At 71.7% G+C, this 22,152-nt stretch carries 19 protein-coding genes; 5 read left to right on the plus strand and 14 right to left on the minus strand.

Translation table 11 applies throughout. The features are described from left to right. Positions 1–86: 86 nt before the first annotated feature. The 3 genes from ACZ6N8_RS11235 to ACZ6N8_RS11245 all read right to left on the minus strand — a co-directional run bounded on the left by ACZ6N8_RS11235 (position 87) and on the right by ACZ6N8_RS11245 (position 3,213). Positions 87–1,022 (minus strand): acyl-ACP desaturase, encoded by a 936-nt coding sequence (locus ACZ6N8_RS11235; RefSeq protein WP_364372107.1) that lies wholly within the window; start codon positions 1,020–1,022, stop codon positions 87–89. A 77-nt stretch (positions 1,023–1,099) separates the two neighbouring features. Next, on the minus strand, positions 1,100–2,428 hold the full coding sequence (gene hisS / locus ACZ6N8_RS11240; RefSeq protein WP_466009294.1) for a histidine--tRNA ligase: 1,329 nt from the start codon (positions 2,426–2,428) through the stop codon (positions 1,100–1,102). 74 nt (positions 2,429–2,502) lie between these two features. Then, a complete protein-coding gene (locus ACZ6N8_RS11245) occupies positions 2,503–3,213 on the minus strand; it encodes an MBL fold metallo-hydrolase (protein ID WP_139587296.1) in 711 nt (236 codons plus the stop codon). A gap of 266 nt (positions 3,214–3,479) precedes the next feature. Here ACZ6N8_RS11245 and ACZ6N8_RS11250 point away from each other — a divergent pair, with 266 nt between their 5' ends. Together ACZ6N8_RS11250 and ACZ6N8_RS11255 are read left to right on the plus strand one after the other, a co-directional pair. Continuing rightward, a complete protein-coding gene (locus ACZ6N8_RS11250) occupies positions 3,480–4,358 on the plus strand; it encodes a peptidylprolyl isomerase (protein WP_466009295.1) in 879 nt (292 codons plus the stop codon). Between the two features lie 58 nt (positions 4,359–4,416). Further along, on the plus strand, positions 4,417–5,256 hold the full coding sequence (locus ACZ6N8_RS11255; RefSeq protein WP_364371190.1) for a peptidylprolyl isomerase: 840 nt from the start codon (positions 4,417–4,419) through the stop codon (positions 5,254–5,256). A 65-nt stretch (positions 5,257–5,321) separates the two neighbouring features. On the opposite strand, the gene ACZ6N8_RS11260 is transcribed toward ACZ6N8_RS11255, so the two are convergent. From ACZ6N8_RS11260 to ruvC, 8 genes are all read right to left on the minus strand, one after another. Then, positions 5,322–7,832: a RelA/SpoT family protein gene (locus tag ACZ6N8_RS11260; RefSeq protein ID WP_466009297.1), complete on the minus strand. Its 2,511-nt coding sequence runs from the start codon at positions 7,830–7,832 to the stop codon at positions 5,322–5,324. Positions 7,833–8,003: 171 nt separating this feature from the next. Further along, positions 8,004–8,570 (minus strand): adenine phosphoribosyltransferase, encoded by a 567-nt coding sequence (locus tag ACZ6N8_RS11265; RefSeq protein ID WP_364371193.1) that lies wholly within the window; start codon positions 8,568–8,570, stop codon positions 8,004–8,006. 105 nt (positions 8,571–8,675) lie between these two features. Further along, positions 8,676–9,869 (minus strand): protein translocase subunit SecF, encoded by a 1,194-nt coding sequence (secF, locus tag ACZ6N8_RS11270; protein ID WP_466009299.1) that lies wholly within the window; start codon positions 9,867–9,869, stop codon positions 8,676–8,678. A gap of 1 nt (position 9,870) precedes the next feature. Then, positions 9,871–11,793: a protein translocase subunit SecD gene (secD, locus tag ACZ6N8_RS11275; protein ID WP_466009301.1), complete on the minus strand. Its 1,923-nt coding sequence runs from the start codon at positions 11,791–11,793 to the stop codon at positions 9,871–9,873. 280 nt (positions 11,794–12,073) lie between these two features. Continuing rightward, positions 12,074–12,433: a preprotein translocase subunit YajC gene (gene yajC / locus ACZ6N8_RS11280; RefSeq protein ID WP_387123399.1), complete on the minus strand. Its 360-nt coding sequence runs from the start codon at positions 12,431–12,433 to the stop codon at positions 12,074–12,076. 121 nt (positions 12,434–12,554) lie between these two features. Next, a complete protein-coding gene (ruvB, locus tag ACZ6N8_RS11285) occupies positions 12,555–13,622 on the minus strand; it encodes a Holliday junction branch migration DNA helicase RuvB (protein WP_364371205.1) in 1,068 nt (355 codons plus the stop codon). Next, positions 13,619–14,221, minus strand: a complete 603-nt coding sequence (gene ruvA / locus ACZ6N8_RS11290) for a Holliday junction branch migration protein RuvA (RefSeq protein ID WP_387123396.1) — start codon at positions 14,219–14,221, stop codon at positions 13,619–13,621. Before ruvA ends, ruvB begins: the two co-directional genes overlap by 4 nt. After that, positions 14,218–14,745 (minus strand): crossover junction endodeoxyribonuclease RuvC, encoded by a 528-nt coding sequence (gene ruvC, locus ACZ6N8_RS11295; protein WP_364371210.1) that lies wholly within the window; start codon positions 14,743–14,745, stop codon positions 14,218–14,220. The genes ruvA and ruvC overlap by 4 nt, the downstream gene beginning before the upstream one ends. A gap of 616 nt (positions 14,746–15,361) precedes the next feature. Here ruvC and ACZ6N8_RS11300 point away from each other — a divergent pair. Both ACZ6N8_RS11300 and ACZ6N8_RS11305 read left to right on the plus strand, forming a co-directional pair. Further along, the gene (locus tag ACZ6N8_RS11300; RefSeq protein WP_466009303.1) at positions 15,362–16,144 is read left to right on the plus strand and encodes a 3-hydroxybutyrate dehydrogenase; all 783 of its coding nucleotides are present in this window, start codon (positions 15,362–15,364) and stop codon (positions 16,142–16,144) included. A 14-nt stretch (positions 16,145–16,158) separates the two neighbouring features. Next, positions 16,159–18,078, plus strand: coding sequence for a helix-turn-helix domain-containing protein (locus tag ACZ6N8_RS11305; RefSeq protein ID WP_466009305.1), 1,920 nt, complete (start codon positions 16,159–16,161; stop codon positions 18,076–18,078). A gap of 10 nt (positions 18,079–18,088) precedes the next feature. Here ACZ6N8_RS11305 and ACZ6N8_RS11310 read toward each other — a convergent pair whose 3' ends face one another. The 3 genes from ACZ6N8_RS11310 to ACZ6N8_RS11320 all read right to left on the minus strand — a co-directional run bounded on the left by ACZ6N8_RS11310 (position 18,089) and on the right by ACZ6N8_RS11320 (position 21,074). Next, positions 18,089–18,697: a TetR/AcrR family transcriptional regulator gene (locus ACZ6N8_RS11310; protein ID WP_466009307.1), complete on the minus strand. Its 609-nt coding sequence runs from the start codon at positions 18,695–18,697 to the stop codon at positions 18,089–18,091. A gap of 11 nt (positions 18,698–18,708) precedes the next feature. Further along, positions 18,709–20,277 (minus strand): MFS transporter, encoded by a 1,569-nt coding sequence (locus tag ACZ6N8_RS11315; protein WP_466009309.1) that lies wholly within the window; start codon positions 20,275–20,277, stop codon positions 18,709–18,711. 164 nt (positions 20,278–20,441) lie between these two features. After that, positions 20,442–21,074: a transcriptional regulator gene (locus tag ACZ6N8_RS11320; RefSeq protein ID WP_466009310.1), complete on the minus strand. Its 633-nt coding sequence runs from the start codon at positions 21,072–21,074 to the stop codon at positions 20,442–20,444. A 193-nt stretch (positions 21,075–21,267) separates the two neighbouring features. On the opposite strand from ACZ6N8_RS11320, the gene ACZ6N8_RS11325 reads away from it, so the two are divergent. After that, positions 21,268–22,125 carry an SPFH domain-containing protein gene (locus ACZ6N8_RS11325; protein ID WP_466009312.1) on the plus strand — a complete coding sequence of 286 codons (858 nt, stop codon included), beginning with the start codon at positions 21,268–21,270 and terminating at the stop codon, positions 22,123–22,125. Positions 22,126–22,152: the final 27 nt, after the last annotated feature.

Raw genomic sequence — 22,152 nt, forward strand, 5'->3', positions numbered from 1 at the left:
GGACATGAGGACTACGCCCGGTTTTGTGACGACAGAAGTGCACGAGCGGCGGGGTGCGGAGTGCGGGCGCAGGGGGCGGAGGGGGATTAGCGGAGGGCTAGGCGGGCTGCCCGGGCGTCGCGCTTCTCCTCGAAGCGGCGGGCGGCGTTCTCCAGAGTCTCCAGCTGGGCCGCCAGCTGCTCGCGGGCCGCCTCGCCGTCGGCGTTCAGGCCCGTCACGTTGAACACGTCCCACTGGCGCAGCACCGGCTGGAGGACCTCGTCACGGTGCTGGCGCAGGTCGTAGATGCCGGCCAGGGCGATCGCCACCGACTTGCGGGCGAAACCGTCGATGCCGTTGCCGGGCATCTGGAAGTCGGCCACCACGTCGGCGACGGCCCGCATGGCCTGGCTCGGGGCCAGCTCGAAGGCGGCGGCGAGCAGGTTGCGGTAGAAGACCATGTGCAGGTTCTCGTCGGCGGCGACGCGGGCCAGCAGCGCCTCGCAGACCGGGTCGCCGGTGGCCTTGCCGGTGTTGCGGTGCGAGATCCGGGTGGCCAGCTCCTGGAACGAGACGTACGCCAGCGAGTGCAGCACCTCGTCGTCGTGCGCGTTGACGTACCCGGCGGACATGTGCGTCATCCGGGCCCGCTCCAGCGCCACCGGGTCCACCGCCCGGCTGACCGTCAGGTAGTCACGGATGGCCGTCCCGTGCCGGCCCTCCTCGGCCGTCCACCGGTGCACCCAGGTGCCCCACGCGCCGTCGCGGCCGAACAGGGTGGCGATCTCGTGGTGGTACGAGGGCAGGTTGTCCTCGGTCAGCAGGTTCACGATCAGCGCGGTGCGCGCCACGTCGGGGATGGTGGAGTCGGTGGGTGACCACGCCTCGCCGCCGAGCGGCCCGTCGAAGGTCCGCCCCTCGCTCCACGGCACGTACTCGTGCGGGAACCACTCCTTGGCCAGTGAGAGGTGGCGGTCGAGGTTGCGGGCAACCACCGGCTCCAACTCGACGAGGAGTGCGGTCTGGCTGAGTGTGGTGCTCATGGTCACGAGAAGCTCCCTACGGTGGCGTAACTTACGCTACCGTAGGTCCCCGCGGCCGTACGCGCCAGTCAGGAAGCTCAGCCAACCGTCGGAGTCAGGTCCTCCCGGGGCGGCATCCACTCCCCCGCGACGGCCGTGACCTGCTCACCCGAGCGGATGTCCTTCACCTCGTCCGGCGCGCCGTCGGCCCCCGGGAACCAGACGTACGGGATGCCCCGCCGCTCGGCGTAGCGGATCTGCTTGCCGAACTTCGCCGCGCTCGGCGACACCTCGGTGGGCACCCCGCGCCGCCGCAGCGCCTCCGCCACCCGGTTGCTCGCCGTACGCCGCTCCTCGCTGGTCACCGCCACCAGCACGGCAGTCGGCACCTCCCGGGAGACCGGCAGCTGCCCCGCGCCGAAGAGCAGCCCGAGCAGCCGGGTCACCCCGATCGAGATGCCCACCCCTGGGTACGAGGTGGCGCCCGCGCTGGCCAGGTTGTCGTACCGGCCGCCGGAGCAGATCGAACCGAACCGCTCGTAGCCGCGCAGCTGGGTCTCGTAGACGGTGCCGGTGTAGTAGTCCAGCCCGCGGGCGATGCGCAGGTCCGCCAGGCAGAGGCCGGGCGAGTGCTCGGCCGCGGTCTCCACCACCCGGACCAGTTCCTCGATGCCCTCGTCCAGCAGCGGGTCGGTGACCCCCAGCGCGCGGACGGCGTCGGCGAACGAGGCGTCCGGCGCGGAGATCTCGGCAAGCGCCAGACACGCCTTGGCCTGCGACTCGCTCGCCCCCGCGGTCTGCGCCAGCAGCTCGGCGACCTTCGCGGGGCCGATCTTGTCGAGCTTGTCCACGGTGCGCAGCGCCGCCTCCGGGTCGGTCAACCCGATGCCCCGGTAGAAGCCTTCGTTGATCTTGCGGTTGTTGACCTGGATGGTCACCGGCGGGATCGGCAGCGAGCGCAGCGCGTCGCCGATCACCAGCGGCATCTCCGCCTCGTGGTGCGGCGCCAGAGTGTCCCTGTCGACGATGTCGATGTCGGCCTGGACGAACTCCCGGTAACGCCCCTCCTGCGGCCGCTCGCCGCGCCACACCTTCTGGATCTGGTAGCGGCGGAACGGGAAGGCCAGCTTGCCGGCGTTCTCCAGCACGTACCTGGCGAACGGCACGGTCAGGTCGAAGTGCAGCCCGAGCTGGTCGTCGCCGCCGGCGCCCTCGGCGTCGGCGTGCAGCCGCCGGATCACGTAGACCTCCTTGGAGGTCTCCCCCTTGCGCAGAAGCTGGTCGAGGGGCTCCACCGCGCGGGTCTCCAGCGGGGCGAAGCCGTACAGCTCGAAGGTCGCCCGGATCCTGTCGAGCACGAACTGCTCGACCATCCGCTGACCGGGGGTCCACTCCGGGAAACCGGAGATGGGCGTGGGCTTGCTCATCGGCGTACTCCTTGCGGTGCCGCGCCCACACGGCGCGGTGATGTCGTGGGTCCGCGCGCGGCGCGGACGAAGAACTAGAGGCCCCGGGTGGGCGCGGCCGGCGACGTGCCGGCCACCTCGACGAGGTACGGGTTGCTGGCGCGCTCGCGGCCGATCGTGGTGCTCGGGCCGTGGCCGGGCAGGACGACTGTGTCGTCGGCCAGCGGGAGGATCTTGTCGCGCAGGCTGGTGAGCATGGCCGGCATGCTCCCGCCCGGCAGGTCGGTGCGGCCGATCGAACCGGCGAAGAGCACGTCGCCGGAGAGGCAGATCTCGTCCGCCTCCCAGCCCGAGCCCGCGCCGGGCAGCCGGAACAGCACCGACCCGCCGGTATGGCCCGGGGCATGGTCGACGGCGATCTCCAGCCCGGCCAGCGTCAGGGTGGCGCCGTCGGTCAGCTCCGCCACGTCCTCCGGCTCGGTGTAACTCAACCGGCCGCCGAAGAGTGACGTCAGGTCGGTGGACAGGCCCTTGGCGGGGTCGGCCAGCATCTCCCGGTCGCCGGGGTGCACGTACGCGGTGATGCCGCGCGCGCCGCAGACCGGCGCGACCGAGAACGTGTGGTCGAGGTGGCCGTGGGTCAGCAGCACGGCGGCCGGATGCAGGCGGTGCTCGGCGAGCAACGCGTCGAGCTGGTCGAGCACCCCGATGCCGGGGTCGACCACCACGCACTGCTCCCCCGGCGCGGTCGCCACCACGTAGCAGTTGGTGCCGAAGGCGTCGGCGGGAAAGCCGGCCACGAGCACGGGCGCTGTCCTTCCGTCGAACTGTCGTCCTGCCCAGCAGCCTATCCGGCCGGGCGAACCGGTTTGTCGCGTCCGTCCCGCCCGCCCCGTCCAGCACAGTGACATCGCCCGATAAACGCTGCTCGCGGAGGGGTGGACCTCGTACACCACATTCCCAGTCGCTAGCCGTACACTCTGGCGGGCGTGTGGCGCGGCACACGTGACGCCCGGACGGGCCGGGACGCCCGGCCGCCGGCGACGACCTGGCGAAGGAGAGGGGAGCACCTGTGGCTTCCAGCAGGGACCGGCAGCGCAAACTGGCGCGTGCCAAGCTCGACCGACAGTTGGCCCGCCGGGCAGCCGCCACGCGGCGGCGTCGGCAGATCCAGGCCGGTGTCGGTGCCGCGCTGGTCCTCGTGCTGATCGTGGCCGGCTCGGCGTGGGCGCTGGGAGCGTTCGACTCCGACCCGAAGCAGAACACGGCCGCGGAGGACACCTGCCTCTGGACGCCGCAGGACGCGACGGCCAACACCAACCTCAAGGACGTCGGCACGCCGGAGACCAAGGGCCTGCCGACCGCCGGCACCCGGGCGATGACCGTGACCACCAACCAGGGCGCGCCCATCACCGCCGAGCTGAACCTCGCCAACTCGCCGTGCGCGGCGGCGAGCATCGCCCACCTGGCGAGCCGGTCGTTCTACGACAACACCAAGTGCCACGAGATCACCGCCGAGGGGGCGCTGCGCTGCGGCGACCCCAGCGGCACCGGCCTGGGCGGGCCCACCTACTCGTTCTACGACGAGGAGGTGCCGACCGTGCCGTCGGCGTCCCCGTCGGCCAGCCCGGCGCCCGGCCAGCCGCCCACGTACCCCAAGGGGACCGTGGCGATGATCTCCAACCCGCCGGGCAGCAACGGCAGCCAGTTCCTGATCTTCTTCAAGGACTTCACCACCACCGACCCCAAGTACCCGGTGGTCGGCAAGGTCACCGGCGGTCTGGACGTGGTCGAGAAAATCGGCGCCCTGCCGACCGTGGACAATGGGACCGGGGCGAAGGTCAAGCCCAAGACCGATGTGGTGATCCAGAGCCTCACGGTCGGCGAGCCGGCCACCGGCGCGGCAGCGTCGCCGTCCGGCGCCCCGGCCAGCAGCCCGAGCGCCGGCTGACCGGTCGCACCACCCACCCGAGCGGCACCCGGAAACAGACAGCCAGGAGGATCCAGGCGTGACGTCCACCAGAGAGCGGCAGCGCGCGGCGGCACGCGCCCGACTCGAGAAGGAGATGGCCGAGCGGGCGGGCAAGGCCCGCAAGCGCCGCCAGACGCAGGCGATCGTCAGCGCGGCCGCCGTGCTGGTGCTCGTGGTCGCCGGCACCGTCTGGCTCGCGACCACCCTCGGCGGCGACGACGACAAGACCGACACCGCCGCACCGGCGGCCGGCGCGGCCGAGTGCGTCTACAACGAGCTGCCGGCCGACCAGCGGTCCCCGCAGATCAAGGATGTCGGGCTGCCGAGCAACCAGCAGTCCGCCAAGGGTGTGCAGACCATGACGATCACCACGAACCTCGGCCCGATCACGGCCAAGGTCGACAGGTCGTTGGTGCCGTGCACGGCGGGGGCGTTCACGCTCCTCGCGGACAAGAACTTCTTCGACAACTCCAAGTGCCACCGCCTGGTGACCGAGGGCATCAAGGTGCTCCAGTGCGGTGACCCGAGCGCCACCGGCAAGGGTTGGCGGGACACCGACGGCACGGGCGGCCCGAGCTTCCGGCTGCCGGAGGAGAACCTGCCCACCGACAAGCGCCCGCCGTACCCGGAGGGTGTCATCGCGATGGCCAACTCCGGGCAGCCGGGCAGCACCGGCAGTCAGTTCTTCATCGTCTACGGCGACTCGCCGCTGGACCCGGCGTACACGGTGCTGGGCACCGTCACCGGCGGCATGGACCTCGTCAAGGACGTGGCCAAGGCCGGTGACGACGGAGCGTTCGCCCAGCAGGCCGGTGGTGGACACCCGAAGAAGGAGGTCGTCATCACCGACCTCACCATGGGCCCGCCGCAGGGCTGACACCAGCGCAGACGACGAAGCGCCCGCCGGCTGAGCCGGCGGGCGCTGTCGTGTCCGGGTACGCCTCAGGCGCCCGAGGTGACCCGGTACGCGTCGAACACGCCGTCGACCTTGCGGACCGTGGCCAACAGGTGGCCCAGGTGCTTCGGGTCGGCCATCTCGAAGCTGAACCGGCTCACCGCCACCCGGTCGCGGGTGGTGGTGACGGTGGCGGAGAGGATGTTGACCCGCTCGTCGGAGAGCACCCGGGTGACGTCGGCCAGCAGCTTGTGCCGGTCCAGGGCCTCGACCTGGATGGCGACCAGGAACGTCGAGGCGGACGTGAGCTTCCAGCTCACCTCGACGACCCGCTCGGCCTGCGCCCGCAGGTCCTCGGCGTTGGCGCAGTCGTCGCGGTGCACGCTCACCCCGCCGGAGCGGGTGACGAAGCCGAACACCGAGTCCGGTGGGACCGGCGTGCAGCAGCGGGCCAGCTTGATCCAGACGTCGCTGACGCCCCGGACCACGACACCGGGGTCGCTGCTGCTCTGCCGGCTGCGCGGCGGCCGGGTGGCGACGGCGGTCTCGGCGATGTCCTCCGCCGCGCCCTCCTCGCCGCCGTACGCGGCCATCAGCTTCTGCACGACCGACTGGGCGGAGACCTGGCTGTCGCCGACCGCCGCGTACAGCGACGCCACGTCGGCGAGGTGCAGGTCCCGGGCGATCGACATCAGCGCGTCGGAGGTGAGCATCCGCTGCAACGGCATGCCCTGCTTGCGCATCGCCTTGACGATCGCGTCCTTGCCGGCCTCGATCGCCTCCTCGCGGCGCTCCTTGTTGAAGTACTGGCGGATCTTCGTCCGGGCACGGGGGCTCTTGACGAAACCCAGCCAGTCCTGCGTCGGGCCGGCCGTCTCGGACTTCGACGTGAAGATCTCGATCACGTCGCCGTTGGACAGCGTCGATTCCAGCGGCACCAGCTTGCCGTTGACCCGCGCCCCGATGCACTTGTGTCCCACCTCGGTGTGCACCGCGTACGCGAAGTCCACCGGCGTCGACCCGGTCGGCAGCGGGATGACGTCACCCTTGGGGGTGAAGACGTACACCTCCTGGCTGGACAGGTCGAAGCGCAGCGCGTCCAGGAACTCGCTCGGGTCGGCCGCCTCGCGCTGCCAGTCCAGCAGCTGCCGCAGCCAGGTCATCTCGTCGATGTGCGCCGGCGGGCCGACGATCTGGGTGCCCTTGTGCTCCTTGTACTTCCAGTGCGCGGCGATGCCGAACTCCGCGGTGCGGTGCATCGCGTACGTGCGGATCTGCATCTCCACCGGCTTGCCGGTGGGCCCGATGACAGTCGTGTGCAACGACTGGTACATGTTGAACTTGGGCATCGCGATGTAGTCCTTGAAGCGGCCCGGCACCGGCTGCCAGTTGGCGTGGATGACTCCCAGCGCCGCGTAGCAGTCGCGCACCGTGTCGACCAGGATCCGCACACCCACCAGGTCGTAGATGTCGTTGAAGTCGCGACCCCGCACGATCATCTTCTGGTAGATCGAGTAGAGGTGCTTCGGCCGCCCTGTCGTCTCCGCCTTGATCTTGGCGGCCTTGAGGTCGGTGCCGACCTTCTGGGTGACCTGGCGCAGCAGCGACTCCCGCTGCGGCTGGTGCTCCCCGATCAGCCGGTTGATCTCCTCGTAGCGCTTCGGGAACAGGGTGCCGAAGGCGAGATCCTCCAGCTCCCACTTGATCGTGTTCATACCGAGCCGGTGCGCGAGCGGTGCCAGGATCTCCAACGTCTCCTTGGCCTTCTGCTCCTGCTTGGGGCGGGGCAGGAAGGTCAGGGTGCGCATGTTGTGCAGCCGGTCCGCCAGCTTGATCACCAGCACCCGCGGGTCCTTGGCCATCGCCACGACCATCTTGCGGATCGTCTCGGCCTTGGCCGCGTCGCCCAGCTTGACCTTGTCGAGCTTGGTGACGCCGTCGACAAGCAGGGCGACCTCGCCGCCGAAGTCGGCGCGCATCGCGTCGAGCGTGTACTCGGTGTCCTCGATGGTGTCGTGCAGCAGCGCGGCGACGAGCGTGGTGGTGTCCATGCCCAGGTTGCCCAGGATGGTCGCCACGGCGAGGGGGTGCGTGATGTACGGGTCACCGGACTTGCGGTACTGCCCGGAGTGCCACCGCGCGGCCGTGTCGAAGGCGCGCTGGAGCAGCCGCGCGTCGGCCTTCGGGTGGTTCTCCCGATGGCTCGCGATGAGCGGCTCCAGCACCTCGCTGACCTGGGAGGTCTGCCACGGCGCGTTGAACCGGGCCAGCCGGGCGCGGACCCGGCGGCCGGTGGGCGCGTTGGACAGCCCGAAGCCGCCGCTCGGGGACGGGTCGACACCGGCGTCGGTCGGGAACGGGACGACGACCCCGTCGGCGCCCGCCTCCGCCGCCTGCGGAGCGCTGGCCGGGAGCACCGCGCTCTCGCCCGGGGCTCTGCCGTTGCCGTTGCCCGTCACCCGGGCCGGCGTGTCACCCGTCCGCTCGGTCACCGAGCCGTCAGCGTCGCCTGTCGGATGCACCGTGCCCTCCACCGGAGGGACGACATCGTGGGACACCGGCCTCCTCACCGCTCGCCGGAAACACACCGGCCGAACACCGGCCGGCCTGGTCTCGTGCCGCCGGACGGGGTACCGCCGGCGTCAGCAAAGGGCAATGCTACCCGCACGGACGGTCCCCTGCCGCTCCGCCGGACGGTCGACGCCCGGCCCCGACCACCAGGCTCGGGCTCAAACGGTCAGCAGGGCATGGACGGGACGCGGGGCCAGCCGCTCCCGGCCGCCCAGGAAGGCGAGTTCCAGCAGCACTGTGAAACCGGTGACCGTACCGCCGGCCCGCTCGACCAGATCCAGCGTCGCCTCGGCGGTGCCGCCGGTGGCCAGCACGTCGTCGACCACGAGCACCCGGTGCCCGGCGGTGAACGCGTCCTCGTGCACCTCGAGGGTCGCCTCGCCGTACTCCAGGGCGTAGGAGACCGAGTGCGCCACGCGGGGCAGCTTGCCGGCCTTGCGCACCGGCACCACACCCACCCCTGCCGCGTACGCGACCGCCGCCGCGACGACGAACCCCCGCGCCTCGATGCCGACCACGACGTCGAAGCCGTCCCGCCCGTGGTACCCGACGATCCCGTCGACCACCTCGCGGAACACCTTCCCGTCGGCGAACAACGGCATCAGATCCTTGAACAGGACGCCGGGCTGGGGAAAGTCGGGTACGTCCAGCACCCGGCTGGCGACCAGCCGGGCGGTCTCCGGGCCGCTGTCCCCGCGCGCGGCGGTGCTGTGGGTCTCCGTCACGACTGTTCCGTTCCCTTTCGACGACGACGGCGTCCGGCGATGCTGCTCGCACAGCATGCCGGACGCCGTTCGGGCGTTTCCTCCCGGGGCGGTCCCGGGGGCCGGTCAGCGCCTCTTGGCGCCACCCGGCCGGTTGCCGCCGCCACCGGGGCGACCGCCCCGGGCGCCGGTCGGCCGCTTGCCCGCCGGCCGCGCACCCACCTTCGGCGCGGCGCCGGCCAGCGCGGCCGCGTCCGGGTCGGGCTCGGCGGCGGTGCCGTCGGACTGGGTCGGGCTCGGTGCGCCCTTCGGCGTGACCTCACCGCGGGCCAACGCGCCCCGGCGGGCCAGCACCCGCTTGTTGTGCGCCTGGATCCGCGGGTCGTAGTTCTTCAGCAGCGCCAGCAGCGGCGTCGCCACCAGGATGGAGGTCAGGAACGCCACCGCCATACCGACGAACAGCACCAGGCCGAGGTCCTTCAGCGTGCCCGCGCCGAGCAGGCCGGCGCCGATGAAGAGCAGACCACCGACGGGCAGCAGCGCCACCACTGAGGTGTTCAGCGACCGCATGAGGCTCTGGTTGACGGCCAGGTTGGCCGCCTCGCCGTACGTCTGGTTGTTGTTGGCGGTGATACCCCTGGTGTTCTCCTGCACCTTGTCGAAGACCACCACCACGTCGTAGAGCGCGAAGCCCAGGATCGTGAGGAAACCGATGATCGTCGACGGCGTGACCTCGAAGCCGACAAGCGAGTAGATGCCGGCGGTGAGGATCAGGTTGGTGATCAGCGAGGCGACGGCTGCCACGGCCATCCGCCACTCGAAGCGCAGGATCAGGTAGACCATCACCAGCGCGATGAAGATGACCAGACCGAGCACGGCCCGCTCGGTCACCTGGCTGCCCCACGCCTCGCTGACCTGGTTGCTGCTGATCTGACCTGGGTCGATGCCGAGGTCTTCGGCGATCTGCTCCTTGACCGCAGTGGTCTGGTCGGCGTCGAGCTGCGCGGTGCGCAACTCGTAGGTGTCGCCGCCGGTGCCGCCGACCTTCTGTGCGGTGACCACCTCGACGCCGGTGTTCTCCGTGGCGAGGGCCGAGTTGACCTCCCGCTCGGCGTCCTCGAGGGTGCCGACGCTGGCCGGCACCTGGAACGAGTTGCCGCCGGCGAACTCGATGCCGAGGCTGAAGCCACGCAGCCCGAAGCTGAGGAGCGCGATCAGGATCAGGACCCCGGCGACGCCGAACCAGAGCTTGCGCTTGCCGACGACGTTGAGACCGGCTTCGCCGTTGTAGAGGCGGCTCGCCAGACCGTTTTCAGCCATCTCAGGCCTCCTTGGCGCGCGGGTTGCGGGGCTGAGCCGGCTGGTTGCGGGCCGGGAGCGCCCGGCCCAGACCGCTGACCCGCGGGGACAGGAACGCCCGGGTCCGGGCGAACATGGTCATGATCGGGTGGCGGAAGAGGAAGACCACGACCAGGTCCAGGACCGTGGCCAGACCGAGGGCGAACGCGAAGCCCTTGACCGTGCCGACCGAGACCACGTAGAGCACCACCGCGGAGAGCAGGGTGATCGCGTTGGCCGAGATGATCGTCCGGCGGGCGCGGATCCAGGCGCGGGGCACCGCGCTACGCGGGCTGCGCCCCTCCCGGATCTCGTCCTTCAACCGTTCGAAGTAGATGACGAACGAGTCCGCCGCCACACCCAACGACACGATCATGCCGGCGATGCCGGCGAGGGTGAGCGTGAAGCCGATCTGCCGGCCGAGCACCACGAGCGCGCCGAAGACGAGCAGCGCGGAGAGGATCAGGCTCAGGAAGATCACCGAGCCGAGCAGCCGGTAGTAGAAGAACGCGTAGATGATGACCAGCAGCATGCCGATGCCGGCCGCGAGCAGACCGGCGCGCAGGTGGCTGGCACCCAGCGTGGCGGTGACGTTCTGCGCCTCCTGCTGCTCGAAGGTCACCGGCAGCGCGCCGTAGCGGAGCTGGCCGGCGAGCGCGCTGGCGTCCTTCTGGGTGAAGTTGCCGGTGATCTGGGAGTTACCGGTCAGCACACCCTGGATCTCCGGGGAGGAGACGATCTCGTTGTCCAGCACGACGGCCACCCGGCACTTGCCGTCCTGGCCCAGCGCGGTCGCGTCGCAGGCCTGGCCCTCGTTGTTGAACGCCTCACGGGTCAGCGCGGTCCACTTGCCCTGGCCGTTGCCTGTGAAGTCGAGGCTGACCACCCAGGAGTTGGTCTGGTCGAGCACCGCGTCGGCGTCGGACACGTCCGTGCCCAGCACCTTGGCCTGGTCGAGCAGGTACTTCGAGGCGCCGTCCTCGCAGGAGACCACCTGCTGCTTCGGGTCGGAGATCGACGCCGGAGGGCGCTGGTCGAGCTGCGCGCAGCCGATCGTCGGCACGTTGAACTGCATCTGCGCCGGCAGCACCGCCACCTCCTGCGGCGACAGCGTGCCGAACGGCTTGAGCTTGTCGGCAAGCGACGGGTCGGCGGTCAGGTCGGCCGGGGCCTGCAGGCCGTTGGCCGCCTGCCACGCGGCGGCGCCCACCTTCTGCTCGACGGCCTTGCGCTGTTCCTCGATGCTGGCCGGCACCGGCTCGGCGCTGGCGCTCGGCGTCGGCGCGGCGGCACTCGGCGAGGCCGGGGCGGATGCCGACGGGGTCGGCGCGACGCTTGGCGACGCCGGGGCCATCCCGCCCTGGCCGCCGCTGGGCGACGCGGTCGCCTTCGGCGCGGCGCTGCCCGACGGGGTCACCTTCGGCGCGGCGCTGCCCGACGGGGCCGGCGACGCGGCGCCGGACGGGGTCGGCGTGGCGGCCGGTGGCGCCGCTGCCGCCCCACTGCCGTCGGCGGCCTTGAGCACCTTGCGGAAGCGCAGCTCGGCCGCTTCGCCGACGTCGTCGAGGTTGCGGTTCTCACCGGGCAGGGAGATGACGATGTTCCGGTTGCCCTCGGTGACCACCTCGGCCTCGGCCACGCCGAACGCGTTGACCCGGCTCTCGATGATCTGCCGGGCCTCCTCGAGGTTGTCCGCCGTCGGAGGCTTGCCGTCGACGGAGTTGGTCGCCTCCAGCGTCACCCGGGTGCCGCCGATCAGGTCCAGACCGAGCCGTGGCTCGAGCCGGTCCTTCCAACTGCCGCTGGCACCGCCCGCGAAGAACACCAGAAGGTAGAGGACCACGAAGATGAACCCGAGCACGGCGAGCTGCCGGCCGGGGCGCATCTGTCCCTGAGGTGGTGCCACGGTTGTCCTGTCTCCCTGTACGGTCGCGCCGCTGCGAGCGGCGGCGGCGAGTGTCGGGCCGGGGGCCCCGGCCGACGGGTCTGACCTGAGCCGGCGAGGTGCCGACACGATGGCCGGACGGGCCGACGCGGGACGCCGACGGTCACGGGAACGTGCCGACGCCCGGCGTCGACCCAACTATCCAGTTTTCACGTCTCGTCCGCTGCCCCGTCGGGCGCGGTGGCCCCGAGGAGGGCTCGACCCGGCCGTACGCCGGAGGGCACCACCCCGGGAGGGAAAATCACTCCTTGACGGTGTCCGCGTCCTCGGTCACCGGCTCGCTCGGCAGCTCCGCGCGGGTGACGACCCGGGCGATGGCGGGCCGGGCGTAGCGCGTCTGCACGCCGGGGGCTACCTCGATCAGGACGGTCTCGTCCTCGACGCCCGTGACCGTGCCGTAGAGCCCACCGATGGTGACGACCTCGTCGCCGGGGCCGAGCGCGGACTGCATCGCCTCCGCCTCGCGGCGGCGCTTCTGCTGGGGGCGGATCATCATGAAGTACATGACACCGAAGAGCAGGGCGATCATCAGGATCGGCGTGAAGCCGCCGGCCCCACCGCCGCCCGCTGCTAGGTAATGCACAGTTACTGACCTTCCCATTGGCCACCTGCCCGGCACGGGAGTGCCGGAGCGGAGGCGGATTCTCACGTCCCGTACAGACCGCGGCGAAGTCTAATCCCTGCACCTGAGAACACCGAATGCGGCACAGATCACGTTCACATCACGGCTGATCGGTCTCCAACGAGAACAGATCGGGCACTGGTGGGACTTCTACACCAAATGTACCATTCGGGGGTGTTCGGCCCAGATGCCGCCAGGCGGCCTCGGTGGCCACCCGACCCCGAGGGGTACGCGCCAGCAGGCCGGCCCGCACCAGGAAGGGCTCACAGACCTCCTCCACGGTGTCCGGCTGCTCCCCCACCGCCACGGCGAGCGTCGACAACCCCACCGGCCCGCCCCGGAACGAGTCGACGAGCGCGGTCAACACAGCCCGGTCCAGCCGGTCCAGGCCCAGCGCGTCCACGTCGTACACCGTCAGCGCCTTGCGGGCGGTGCCCAGGGTGACCACGCCGTCGGCCCGGACCTCGGCGTAGTCGCGGACCCGGCGTAGCAGCCGGTTGGCGATCCGCGGGGTCCCCCGGGACCGGCCGGCGATCTCCGCCGCGCCGTCGGCGGTGATCGGCACACCCAGGATCCGGGCCGAACGGTGCAGCAGCGTCTCCAGGTCGGCAGGGGCGTAGAAGTCAAGGTGTGCGACGAAGCCGAACCGGTCGCGCATCGGTCCGGTCAACAGACCCGAACGGGTCGTCGCCCCGACCAGGGTGAACGGCTCCACGTCCAACGGGATCGCGGTCGCGCCGGGCCCCTTGCCGACCACCACGTCGACCCGGAAGTCCTCCATGGCGCTGTACAGCAGTTCCTCCGCCGGACGCGCGATCCGATGGATCTCGTCGATGAACAGCACGTCACCCTCGGCGAGGCTGGTCAGGATCGCCGCCAGGTCACCCGACCGCTCGATCGCCGGACCGCTCGTCACTCGGATGCCCGCGCCCAGCTCGGCGGCGACGATGTTGGCCAGACTCGTCTTGCCCAGGCCGGGTGGACCCGACAGCAGGATGTGATCCGGTGGCGAGCCCCGCCGCATCGCGCCCTGCAACAACAGGTCGAGCTGGTCGCGTACCCGGTCCTGGGCGATGAACTCGGCCAGCCGCCTCGGCCGGACCGTGGCCTCCACGTCCCGGTCGGCGTCGCTGACGTACGCCGAGACGAGCCCCTCGGTCTCGCTCATCGGGTACGGCCCAGCAGGCGGATGGCCTGCTTGAGCAGGACCGGCACGGGCGGCGTCGCACCGTCGATGGTCTCCGCCACGGCGGCCACCGCCTGGTCGGCCTGCCCGGCTGTCCAGCCGAGGCCGACGAGCGCTTGGCGCACCTGGTCGGGCCAGGCGCCGCCGGTAACCCCGCCCACGCCGTCCGGCCCGATCGAGACCGGGCCGATGCGGTCGCGCAGCTCCAGCACGAGGCGCTCGGCGCCCTTCTTGCCGATTCCGGGCACGCGGGTCAACGCGGCGGTGTCGGCGTTGGCGATGGCCTTGCGGACCGCGTCGGGGGTGTGCACGGCCAGCACCGCCTGGGCCAGCCGCGGGCCGACCCCGCTGGCGGTCTGCAACAGCTCGAACAGCGCCCTGGCGTCGTCGTCCGCGAATCCGTAGAGGGTCAGTGAGTCTTCCCGCACGATCAGGCTGGTGGCGAGACGTGCGGTCTGACCGACCCGCAGCTCGGCCAGCGTGCCGGGAGCGCAGTGCACGGCCAGGCCGACCCCGCCGACCTCGATCACGGCCAGGTCCGGCCCCGTCGCGGTCACCGTGCCGCGCACGCTGGCGATCATCGTGTTCCTCCTCGTCGTGCCCGGTCGGCCGCCGCGGCCAGCTTGGAGCGGGTCCCGCCACGCCACACGTGGCAGATGGCCAGGGCGAGCGCGTCGGCCGCGTCGGCCGGCTTCGGCGGCTCGTCCAGCCGCAGCAGCCGCGTCACCATCGCCGTCATCTGCGCCTTGTCGGCCTGACCGGAGCCGGTCACGGCCGCCTTCACCTCACTCGGGGTGTACGTCTGCACGGGCAGCCCAGCACGCGCCCCGGCCAGCACGGCGATGCCGCTGGCCTGTGCGGTGCCCATCACGGTGCGCACGTTGTGCTGGCTGAACACCCGCTCCACGGCGACGCTCTCCGGCTGGTGCTCGGCCACCAGTTTGGCAAGGGAGCGGTCCAGGTGCAGCAGGCGCAGCGCCAGGTCGTCGGCCGGATCGGTGTAGACCACGTAGTAGGCGACAAGCGTGCAGGGCCGGCCGGGAACACCCTCGACCACGCCCACCCCACACCGGGTCAACCCCGGGTCGACACCGAGCACGCGCACGCCGCCCCCTCCCCGACCATCAGCAGTACGTGTGTTCGACACCCTAACCGGCGCCTTTCCCACCAGCCCCACGGGACACGCCCTCCCCGCGCCCCGCGCCCCGCGCCCCGCGCCCCGCGCCCCGCGCCCCGCGCCCCGCGCCCCGCGCCCCGCGCCCCGCGCCCCGCGCCAAGATCCTTACAACATCCCGGAAGTTGCTGCCTCCGACGCGCGAGAGACAGCACCAACCCTGATATTGCGCGGATCTTGACGGCGAACACCGTGGACAGCGACCGGGAGCGCGGGTCGGGGCGGGCGGCGCCATCAAGGTCACGCTCGATCCTGGATGTAGTGGCCACCGAGCGCCGGGAAGCCACTACATCCAGGATGTTGCGCGATCTTGCGACGCGAGGCGGCGGGGCGGGGCGGCGACGCGAGGCGCCGGGGCCGGGCAGTGCGAGGCGGCAGGGCGAGGCGGGCGGGGCCAGGCAGGGCGAGGCGGCAGGGCGAGGCGGGCGGGGCCGGGCAGGGCGAGGCGGGCGGGGCCGGGCGGGCGGGTGGGCCACACAGCTTGGGACCGGAGTATGTGTCGTCGGCCCATGTGCCGGGGGTCTCACAGCTCGTAACTTCTTGCGCCATGACGGCAGAACCCGTGGCGGTCCCCCACGTCGTACAGGTCGACCTCGCCGGTCGTACCGCCCTGGTCACCGGGGGCGGGAGCGGCATCGGGCGGGCGTGCGCCCTGCGGCTGGGCGCGGCCGGCGCCAAGGTGCTCGTGGTGGACCGCAACCTGGAGGCGGCAAAGGCGGTGGCCGCCGAGGTCGGCGGCCGGGCCGAGGGCGTGGACCTGGCCGACGCCGCCGCGGTGGACCGGCTTGACGCGGACGTCGACATCGTGGTCAACAACGCCGGGCTCCAGCACGTCGCCCCGCTTCAGGACTTCCCCGTCGAACGCTTCGAGTACATCCAGCGGGTGATGGTGGAGGCGCCGTTCCTGCTGATCCGTCGGGCGCTGCCGCACATGTACGCGCGCGGCTGGGGCCGGATCGTCAACATCTCCTCGGTGCACGGGCTGCGCGCCTCGCCGTACAAGGCGGCCTACGTCTCGGCCAAGCACGCCCTGGAGGGGCTGTCGAAGGTGGTGGCGTTGGAGGGCGCCGCGCACGGCGTGACGGCCAACTGCATCAACCCGGCGTACGTGCGCACAGCGCTTGTGGAGAGCCAGATCGCCGACCAGGCCGCCAGTCACGGCATCGACGAGTCCGAGGTGATCGAGAAGATCATGCTGGCCCGCGCGGCGATCAAGCGGCTGATCGAGCCCGAGGAGGTGGCGGAGCTGCTGGCGTACCTGTGCTCGCCCCCGGCGGCCTTCATCACCGGCGCGTCGATCGCCCTCGACGGGGGCTGGACGGCGAACTAGTGCGCCCGAGCACAATGTTGACCATGTCGTCGTCGGTGGAGTTCCTGGAGCTGCTCGCCCGCGAGGCCGCACCTGTGGAGTTCGAGGGACCCCTGGTGGCCGCGCGGGCCGCCGGCCTGCCGGCCGAGCGGCTGGCCGAGTTGGAACAGGCCAGGACCGTGGCGCTGCGGGTCCGCGCGCTGCTGGAGCGCCGGCGTCGCCGGGAGACCGAGCTGTCCGGGCTGTACGACACGGTCAGTGACCTGGCCGGCCTGCGTGACCTGGACGACGTACTGCGGGCGATCGTGCACCGGGCGCGCAACCTGCTCGGCGCCGACGTGGCCTACATGACGCTCAACGACGACGAGCGCGGCGACACGTACATGCGGGTGACCGACGGGTCGGTCTCGGCCCGCTTCCAACGTCTGCGGTTGCCCATGGGCGCGGGCCTCGGTGGTCTGGTGGCCCAGTCCGGCGCCCCGTACGTGACGGCGAACTACGGCGAGGACGAGCGCTTCCACCACACCGGGGAGATCGACGCGGGGGTCGGCGAGGAGGGCCTGGTGGCGATCCTCGGCGTGCCGTTGCGACTCGGCTCGACCTCGATCGGGGTGCTCTACTCGGCCAACCGCTCCGCCCGGCCGTTCGCCAGGGAGGAGGTGGCGCTGCTGGTGTCCCTCGCCGCGCACGCCGCGGTGGCGATCGACACCGCGCGGCTGCTGGCCGAGACCCGGTCGGCGCTGGCCGAGCTGTCGGCGGCGAACACCACCATCCGGGCGCACAGCAGTTCGGTGGAGCGGGCCGCGGCGGCGCACGACCGGATGACGGCTCTTGTGCTGCGCGGCGGCGGGGTGGAGGACGTGGCCGCCGCGGTGACCGAGGTGCTCGGCGGGGCGCTGCTGGCGTTGGACGCCGAGGGGCGGCTGCTGGCCCGGGTGGGTGAAATCGACGAGCCGGACCGCACGGACATCGTCGAGGCGGTGGCCGCGTCACGGACCGAGGGGCGCAGTGTGCGCCGCGGCCCGCTCTGGTACGCGGCGGTGGTGGCGGGCGCGGAGAATCTGGGCGCGCTGGTGCTGCGCCCCGACGACGAGTTGGTCGACGCCGACCAGCGGATCCTTGAGCGGGCGGCGCTGGTGACCGCGCTGCTGCTGCTGTTCCGGCGGACCGTGGCCGAGGCCGAGGGGCGGGTCCGTGGCGAGCTGCTCGACGACCTGATCGCCCGGCCGTTGCGGGACACCGACGCACTGCGCAGCAGGGCCCGTCGGCTGGGTGTGGACCTGGACGCCCCGCACGTGCTGGTGGCGGTGGGCGACGACGCGATCGCCGCGACCGGTTCGGCCCGGCAGCGGGTGCTGTCCTGGGCCACCACGTACGCCTCGGCACGTGGTGGCCTGGCGGCGGCGCGCGACGGTCGGGTGGTGCTGATGCTGCCGGGTCGGGACGCCGGTGGCAGCGCCCGCGCGGTGGCCCGGGACCTGTCCCGGGTGACCGGCCGCCCGGTGACCGCCGGTGCGAGCGGCCCGGCCACCGGGCCGACGGCGCTTGCCGGGACGTTCCAGGAGGCGGATCGGTGCCTGACCGCGCTGGGCGCGCTGGGTCGGGCGGGCCAGGGGGCGAGCACGGCGGAGCTGGGCTTCGTCGGGCTGCTGCTGGGCACGGTGGGTGACCGGGGCGAGACGGACGTGACGCAGTTCCTGCGCGCCACAGTCGGTCCGGTGGTCGACTACGACGCCCGCCGGGGTACGGCGCTGGTGAAGACGTTGGAGGCGTACTTCGGGGTGGGTGGGAGCCTGGCCCGGGCCGCCGAGCAGCTGCACGTGCACGTCAACACGGTGACCCAGCGGTTGGAGCGGGTCGGTCAGCTGCTCGGCGCGGACTGGCAGCGGCCGGAGCGGGCGCTGGAGGTGCAGTTGGCGCTGCGCCTGCACCGGCTGCGTACCCCCGCCGCCTGACCGGCGGCGGTCAACGCGTCTGGATGCCCGCCAGGACGGTGTCGACGACCTGCGCGGGCAGGGTCCGTTCGTCCAGCTCCGGGTTCCACTGGAGCACCCGTTGGATCAGCATCGGCCCGGTGAGCAGCGCCATGGTCACCTCGACGTCGATGTCGGCGCGGATCACACCCTCGTCGATGCCGCGCCGCAGCACCTCGCGCATCAGCTGCCGGCGCGGGGCGATGATGCTCTGGTAGAGCCGGAAGTGGTCCGGGCTGCGGTTCACCTCGGGCACCAGGCACGGCATGATCTTCGACGCGCGCGGGTCGACGTTCCTCCCGATGGCGCCGACGAGCAGGATCAGGTCGTCCCGGACGGAGTGCCCCTCGGGTTGCGCCAGGATGCCCTTGAGGCGTCGCAGCGCGTCCAGCAGCAGCGCTTCCTTGCCGGCCCAGCGGCGGTAGATGGTGGCCTTGCCGACCCCCGCGCGGGCGGCGATCGCCTCGATCGACAGCGCCTCGATGGTGCTGCCCTCGGCGAGCAGGTCGAGGGTGGCCTCGATGATCGCCTCGTCGGCGCGGACGCTCCGCGGTCGCCCGGGCGACCGCGGAGCATCAGCAGTGGACGTCATGTCCGACATTGTTCCCGAACCTATGCCGTGCCGGCCAACTCGGGCTCGGCGACGGGCGTCACCGCGGCGCCGGTCGCGGTCTCCCGACCCGGCATCCAGCGCAGCACCACAAGCATTCCGAGCGCGGCGACCAGCGCGGAGAGGCCCGCGGCCCAGTGCATGGCGGTGACGAAGGCGTCGTTGGCCGCCGCGATCAGCGTCGGCGCCGCCGGGCCGAGCTGCCCGGCCGCCGCGTACGCCCCGGAGATCGACTCGTTGGCCGCGTCCTGCGCCTGGGTGGGCAGTCCGGTCAAGGCGTCGCTCACGTCGGCGCGGTAGACCGCGGACAGCACCGAGCCGAGGACTGCCACGCCGAGCGCGCCGGCGACCTGGCGGACGGTGTTGCTCACCGCGGAGCCGACGCCTGCCTTCTCCCGGGGCAGCGCCGACATGATCGACTCGGTGGCGGGCGGCATGATGTTCGCCATTCCGACGCCCTGGATGAAGAACACGACGAGCACGATCCAGATCGGGGTGGACGCGCCGATGAAGGCGAACGCGGCGAGCGCCACCACGGTCAGCGCGAGGCCGACGGTGGCCACGGCCCGACCGCCGTAACGGCGGACCATCGCGGCGCTGCGCGGCGCGAAGATCAGCTGCGCGCCGGCGAAGGGCAGGAAGAGCAGGCCGGTCTGGAGCGGGCTGTAGTCGCGCACGAGTTGCAGGTAGAAGGAGCTGAAGAACATCACGCCCATCGCGGCGAAGAACACGAGGCCGACGATCGCGACCGGCGCGGCGAAGCGGGGCACCTTGAACAGCCGGACATCCAGCGACGGGTGGTCGCTGCGGCGCTCGTGCTGCACGAACCAGGCCAGCACCGCGAGCCCGACCAGGATCGAACCCCAGGCCACCGGGCGGTCGAAGCCGTGCTCGCCGCCGTCGATGATGCCGTAGGAGAGGGCGACCAGGCCGACCACGGAGAGCAGGACGCCGAGCACGTCCACGCGCCCGGGCCGCGGGTCACGCGACTCGGGGACGAGCAGCGCCACCAGGACGACGCCGGCGGCCACCACCGGCACGTTGATCAGGAAGACCGAGCCCCACCAGAAGTGCTCCAGCAGCGCGCCGCCGAGGATCGGGCCGATCGCCACGGCCAGGCCGACCGCGCCGGCCCAGACCCCGATGGCCCGACCGCGCTCCCGCGGGTCGAAGACGTTGGAGATGATCGACAGCGTCACCGGCATGATGGCCGCGCCGCCGACCCCCATCAGGGCGCGGGCCGCGATGAGCTGGGCCGGGCTCTGCGCGTACGCGGAGAGAAGCGACGCCAGCCCGAACAGCACCAGACCGATCATCAGGAAGCGCTTGCGGCCGGAGCGGTCGCCGAGCACTCCGAAGGTGAACAGCAGCCCGGCGAAGACAAGCGTGTAGGAGTTGATGGACCACTCCAGCTCGCCCTGGCTGGCGCCGAGGCCGTGCACCGGGTCGGCCAGGGTGCGCAGGGCGACGTTGAGGATCGTGTTGTCCAGGACGACGACGAGGAGGCTGATCACCAGCACCCCCAGGATCGCCCACCTCCTCGGGTGTCCTGTGTTGTCGTGCAGTTCCATGCCCGGTTCTCCCCCCGGTTTTCACCCGCCGCAATACGATACGGGTCAGACTCGTAACGGCGATCAGACTACGACGGCCAATAACGATACGGAACGGTTTCGTATCGCATGTGGCGGGCGTCACGTCCAGAGCGACGTCTGGGGGGCGCGCGACCCGGTCGGGATCAGCGCGAACGCGTGCCGTCGAGGCAGACCTGCACGGCAGCGGAGAGCGTGCCCAGTCGGCGGGCCGGCGCGGCGAGCGGCTCGAGCCAGCCCGGCCCGGCGCCGTACACCCGCAGGAGCGGGAAGTCCCGCGCGAACCGCACCAGGCGGTACGCGCGGCCGGTGACCGGCGTCTGCGACCAGAGCACGACGGTGTGCGGCACGGCCCGGTGCACGGCGCTTGTCAACGCCGACCAGGGCAGCGCGGGGCCGAGGTGCAGACAGCCTCGCCCCCGCTCGCGCAGCGCCGCGGCGAGCGCGTGCAGGCCGAGCGAGTGCGCCTCCTTCTCGGCGCCGGCCAGCAGCACCCCGCCGGTGGGCAGCGAGCGGCCCGGCTCTCTGCGGTACACGTCCAGGCCGACCCGGACGCCCTCGCACAGGGCGCGTTCCACGGCGATCTCGGCGGCGGTACGCCCCGACAGCTGGACCAGCAGCGGCCGGCACACCTGCTCCCACAGCGCCGGCACACCCCACACGTCGGCGAACTCCAGCACCAGCGTGGCGACACGGCTGCCGTCCAGGTCCTCGGCGGCCAGGCGGACCTGCTTGTGCGCGGTCTCCACGGCCTCGGCCGGCATCGGATCGGTCAACACAGACGTACCCCCGGGTAGACGTTCCCTACCCGAGGGTTCGCTGAAACGACGCGCGGCGGATGCGCCGTCGCGGAATTTGCCGGCGGCGGCCCGCCGGCCGGTGGGCCAGCGCGGGGTCACCGGCCCGTACGGCCGATTTGACCTGACCCCCTAGGTTGATGATCCACACAGCCCAACGGAAGGTCCCCACCCCATGCCCGTCGGCTTCACCACGGCGATCGTCTTCGCCGTCGCCCTGGCGGTCAGTGCCGTCGTCGCCCTGGTCGCCCCCGCCCGGCCGCTGAAGCGGGCGGCCGCCCTCGCGGCGCTCGGCTTTCTCGCCCTCACCCTGGTGGTCGGCATCGCCTCCAGCGCCCACTCGGTGCCGATCCGCTCGGTAGGCATCGTCACCAGCTTCGGCAAGCCCACCGGCGAGGTGACCGGCTCGGGCCTGAAGTGGGTGGCCCCCTGGCAGAAGGTCGGCGAGTGGGACGCCGGCCGCCAGAAGTACGACCACATCGGCGGCAACAACTGCGTACGGGTGCGCACCGGCACCCTCGCCGACGCCTGCGTCGAGGTGCTCGTCGAGTGGCAGGTCAAGCCGGAGAACGCGCCGAAGCAGTTCATGGACTACAAGGGCGACTTCACCAGCTTCCGGGGCCAGCGGGTGGGTGTGCAGCTCGACAGCGCCGTCAACGACGCGTTCGCCGCGTACAACCCACTGGAGAAGATCGACGCGCAGACCGGTGACCTCAACGTCGACCTGAAGCCGTTCGCCGCGAACATCAAGACCAGCGCGGAGACCCGGCTCGCCACCGACGTGGACATCCTCTCGGTCACCATCACGCGGGTGAACCACGACGACAAGACCGAGGGCAACATCAAGGCGTTCCAGGACAAGCTGGCCCAGACCCGCAACCTGGAGCAGGACCGCAAGAACGCCGAGATCTCCAAGCAGATCACCGAGACCAACGCGAAGGTCGACAAGGTGACCCGCTGCCTGGAGATCGCCGAGAAGAACGGCGCCAACCCGGGGCTCTGCATCAACCCGGGCATCGTCACCGGCAAGTGAGAAGGAGCCGGCCCACCCGTCACGGGT

The organism is Micromonospora sp. NPDC047521, assembly GCF_055587305.1.

Excerpts from the sequence above, each read along its gene's own strand:
- ACZ6N8_RS11235 (WP_364372107.1), bottom strand. The coding sequence starts at position 1,022 with ATGAGCACCACACTCAGCCAGACCGCACTCCTCGTCGAGTTGGAGCCG.
- ACZ6N8_RS11300 (WP_466009303.1), top strand. The coding sequence starts at position 15,362 with ATGACGGCAGAACCCGTGGCGGTCCCCCACGTCGTACAGGTCGACCTC.
- yajC (WP_387123399.1), bottom strand. The coding sequence starts at position 12,433 with ATGGGAAGGTCAGTAACTGTGCATTACCTAGCAGCGGGCGGCGGTGGG.
- ruvB (WP_364371205.1), bottom strand. The coding sequence starts at position 13,622 with ATGAGCGAGACCGAGGGGCTCGTCTCGGCGTACGTCAGCGACGCCGAC.
- ACZ6N8_RS11315 (WP_466009309.1), bottom strand. The coding sequence starts at position 20,277 with ATGGAACTGCACGACAACACAGGACACCCGAGGAGGTGGGCGATCCTG.
- hisS (WP_466009294.1), bottom strand. The coding sequence starts at position 2,428 with ATGAGCAAGCCCACGCCCATCTCCGGTTTCCCGGAGTGGACCCCCGGT.
- ACZ6N8_RS11305 (WP_466009305.1), top strand. The coding sequence starts at position 16,159 with ATGTTGACCATGTCGTCGTCGGTGGAGTTCCTGGAGCTGCTCGCCCGC.
- secF (WP_466009299.1), bottom strand. The coding sequence starts at position 9,869 with ATGGCTGAAAACGGTCTGGCGAGCCGCCTCTACAACGGCGAAGCCGGT.
- ACZ6N8_RS11325 (WP_466009312.1), top strand. The coding sequence starts at position 21,268 with ATGCCCGTCGGCTTCACCACGGCGATCGTCTTCGCCGTCGCCCTGGCG.
- ACZ6N8_RS11310 (WP_466009307.1), bottom strand. The coding sequence starts at position 18,697 with ATGTCGGACATGACGTCCACTGCTGATGCTCCGCGGTCGCCCGGGCGA.
- ruvA (WP_387123396.1), bottom strand. The coding sequence starts at position 14,221 with ATGATCGCCAGCGTGCGCGGCACGGTGACCGCGACGGGGCCGGACCTG.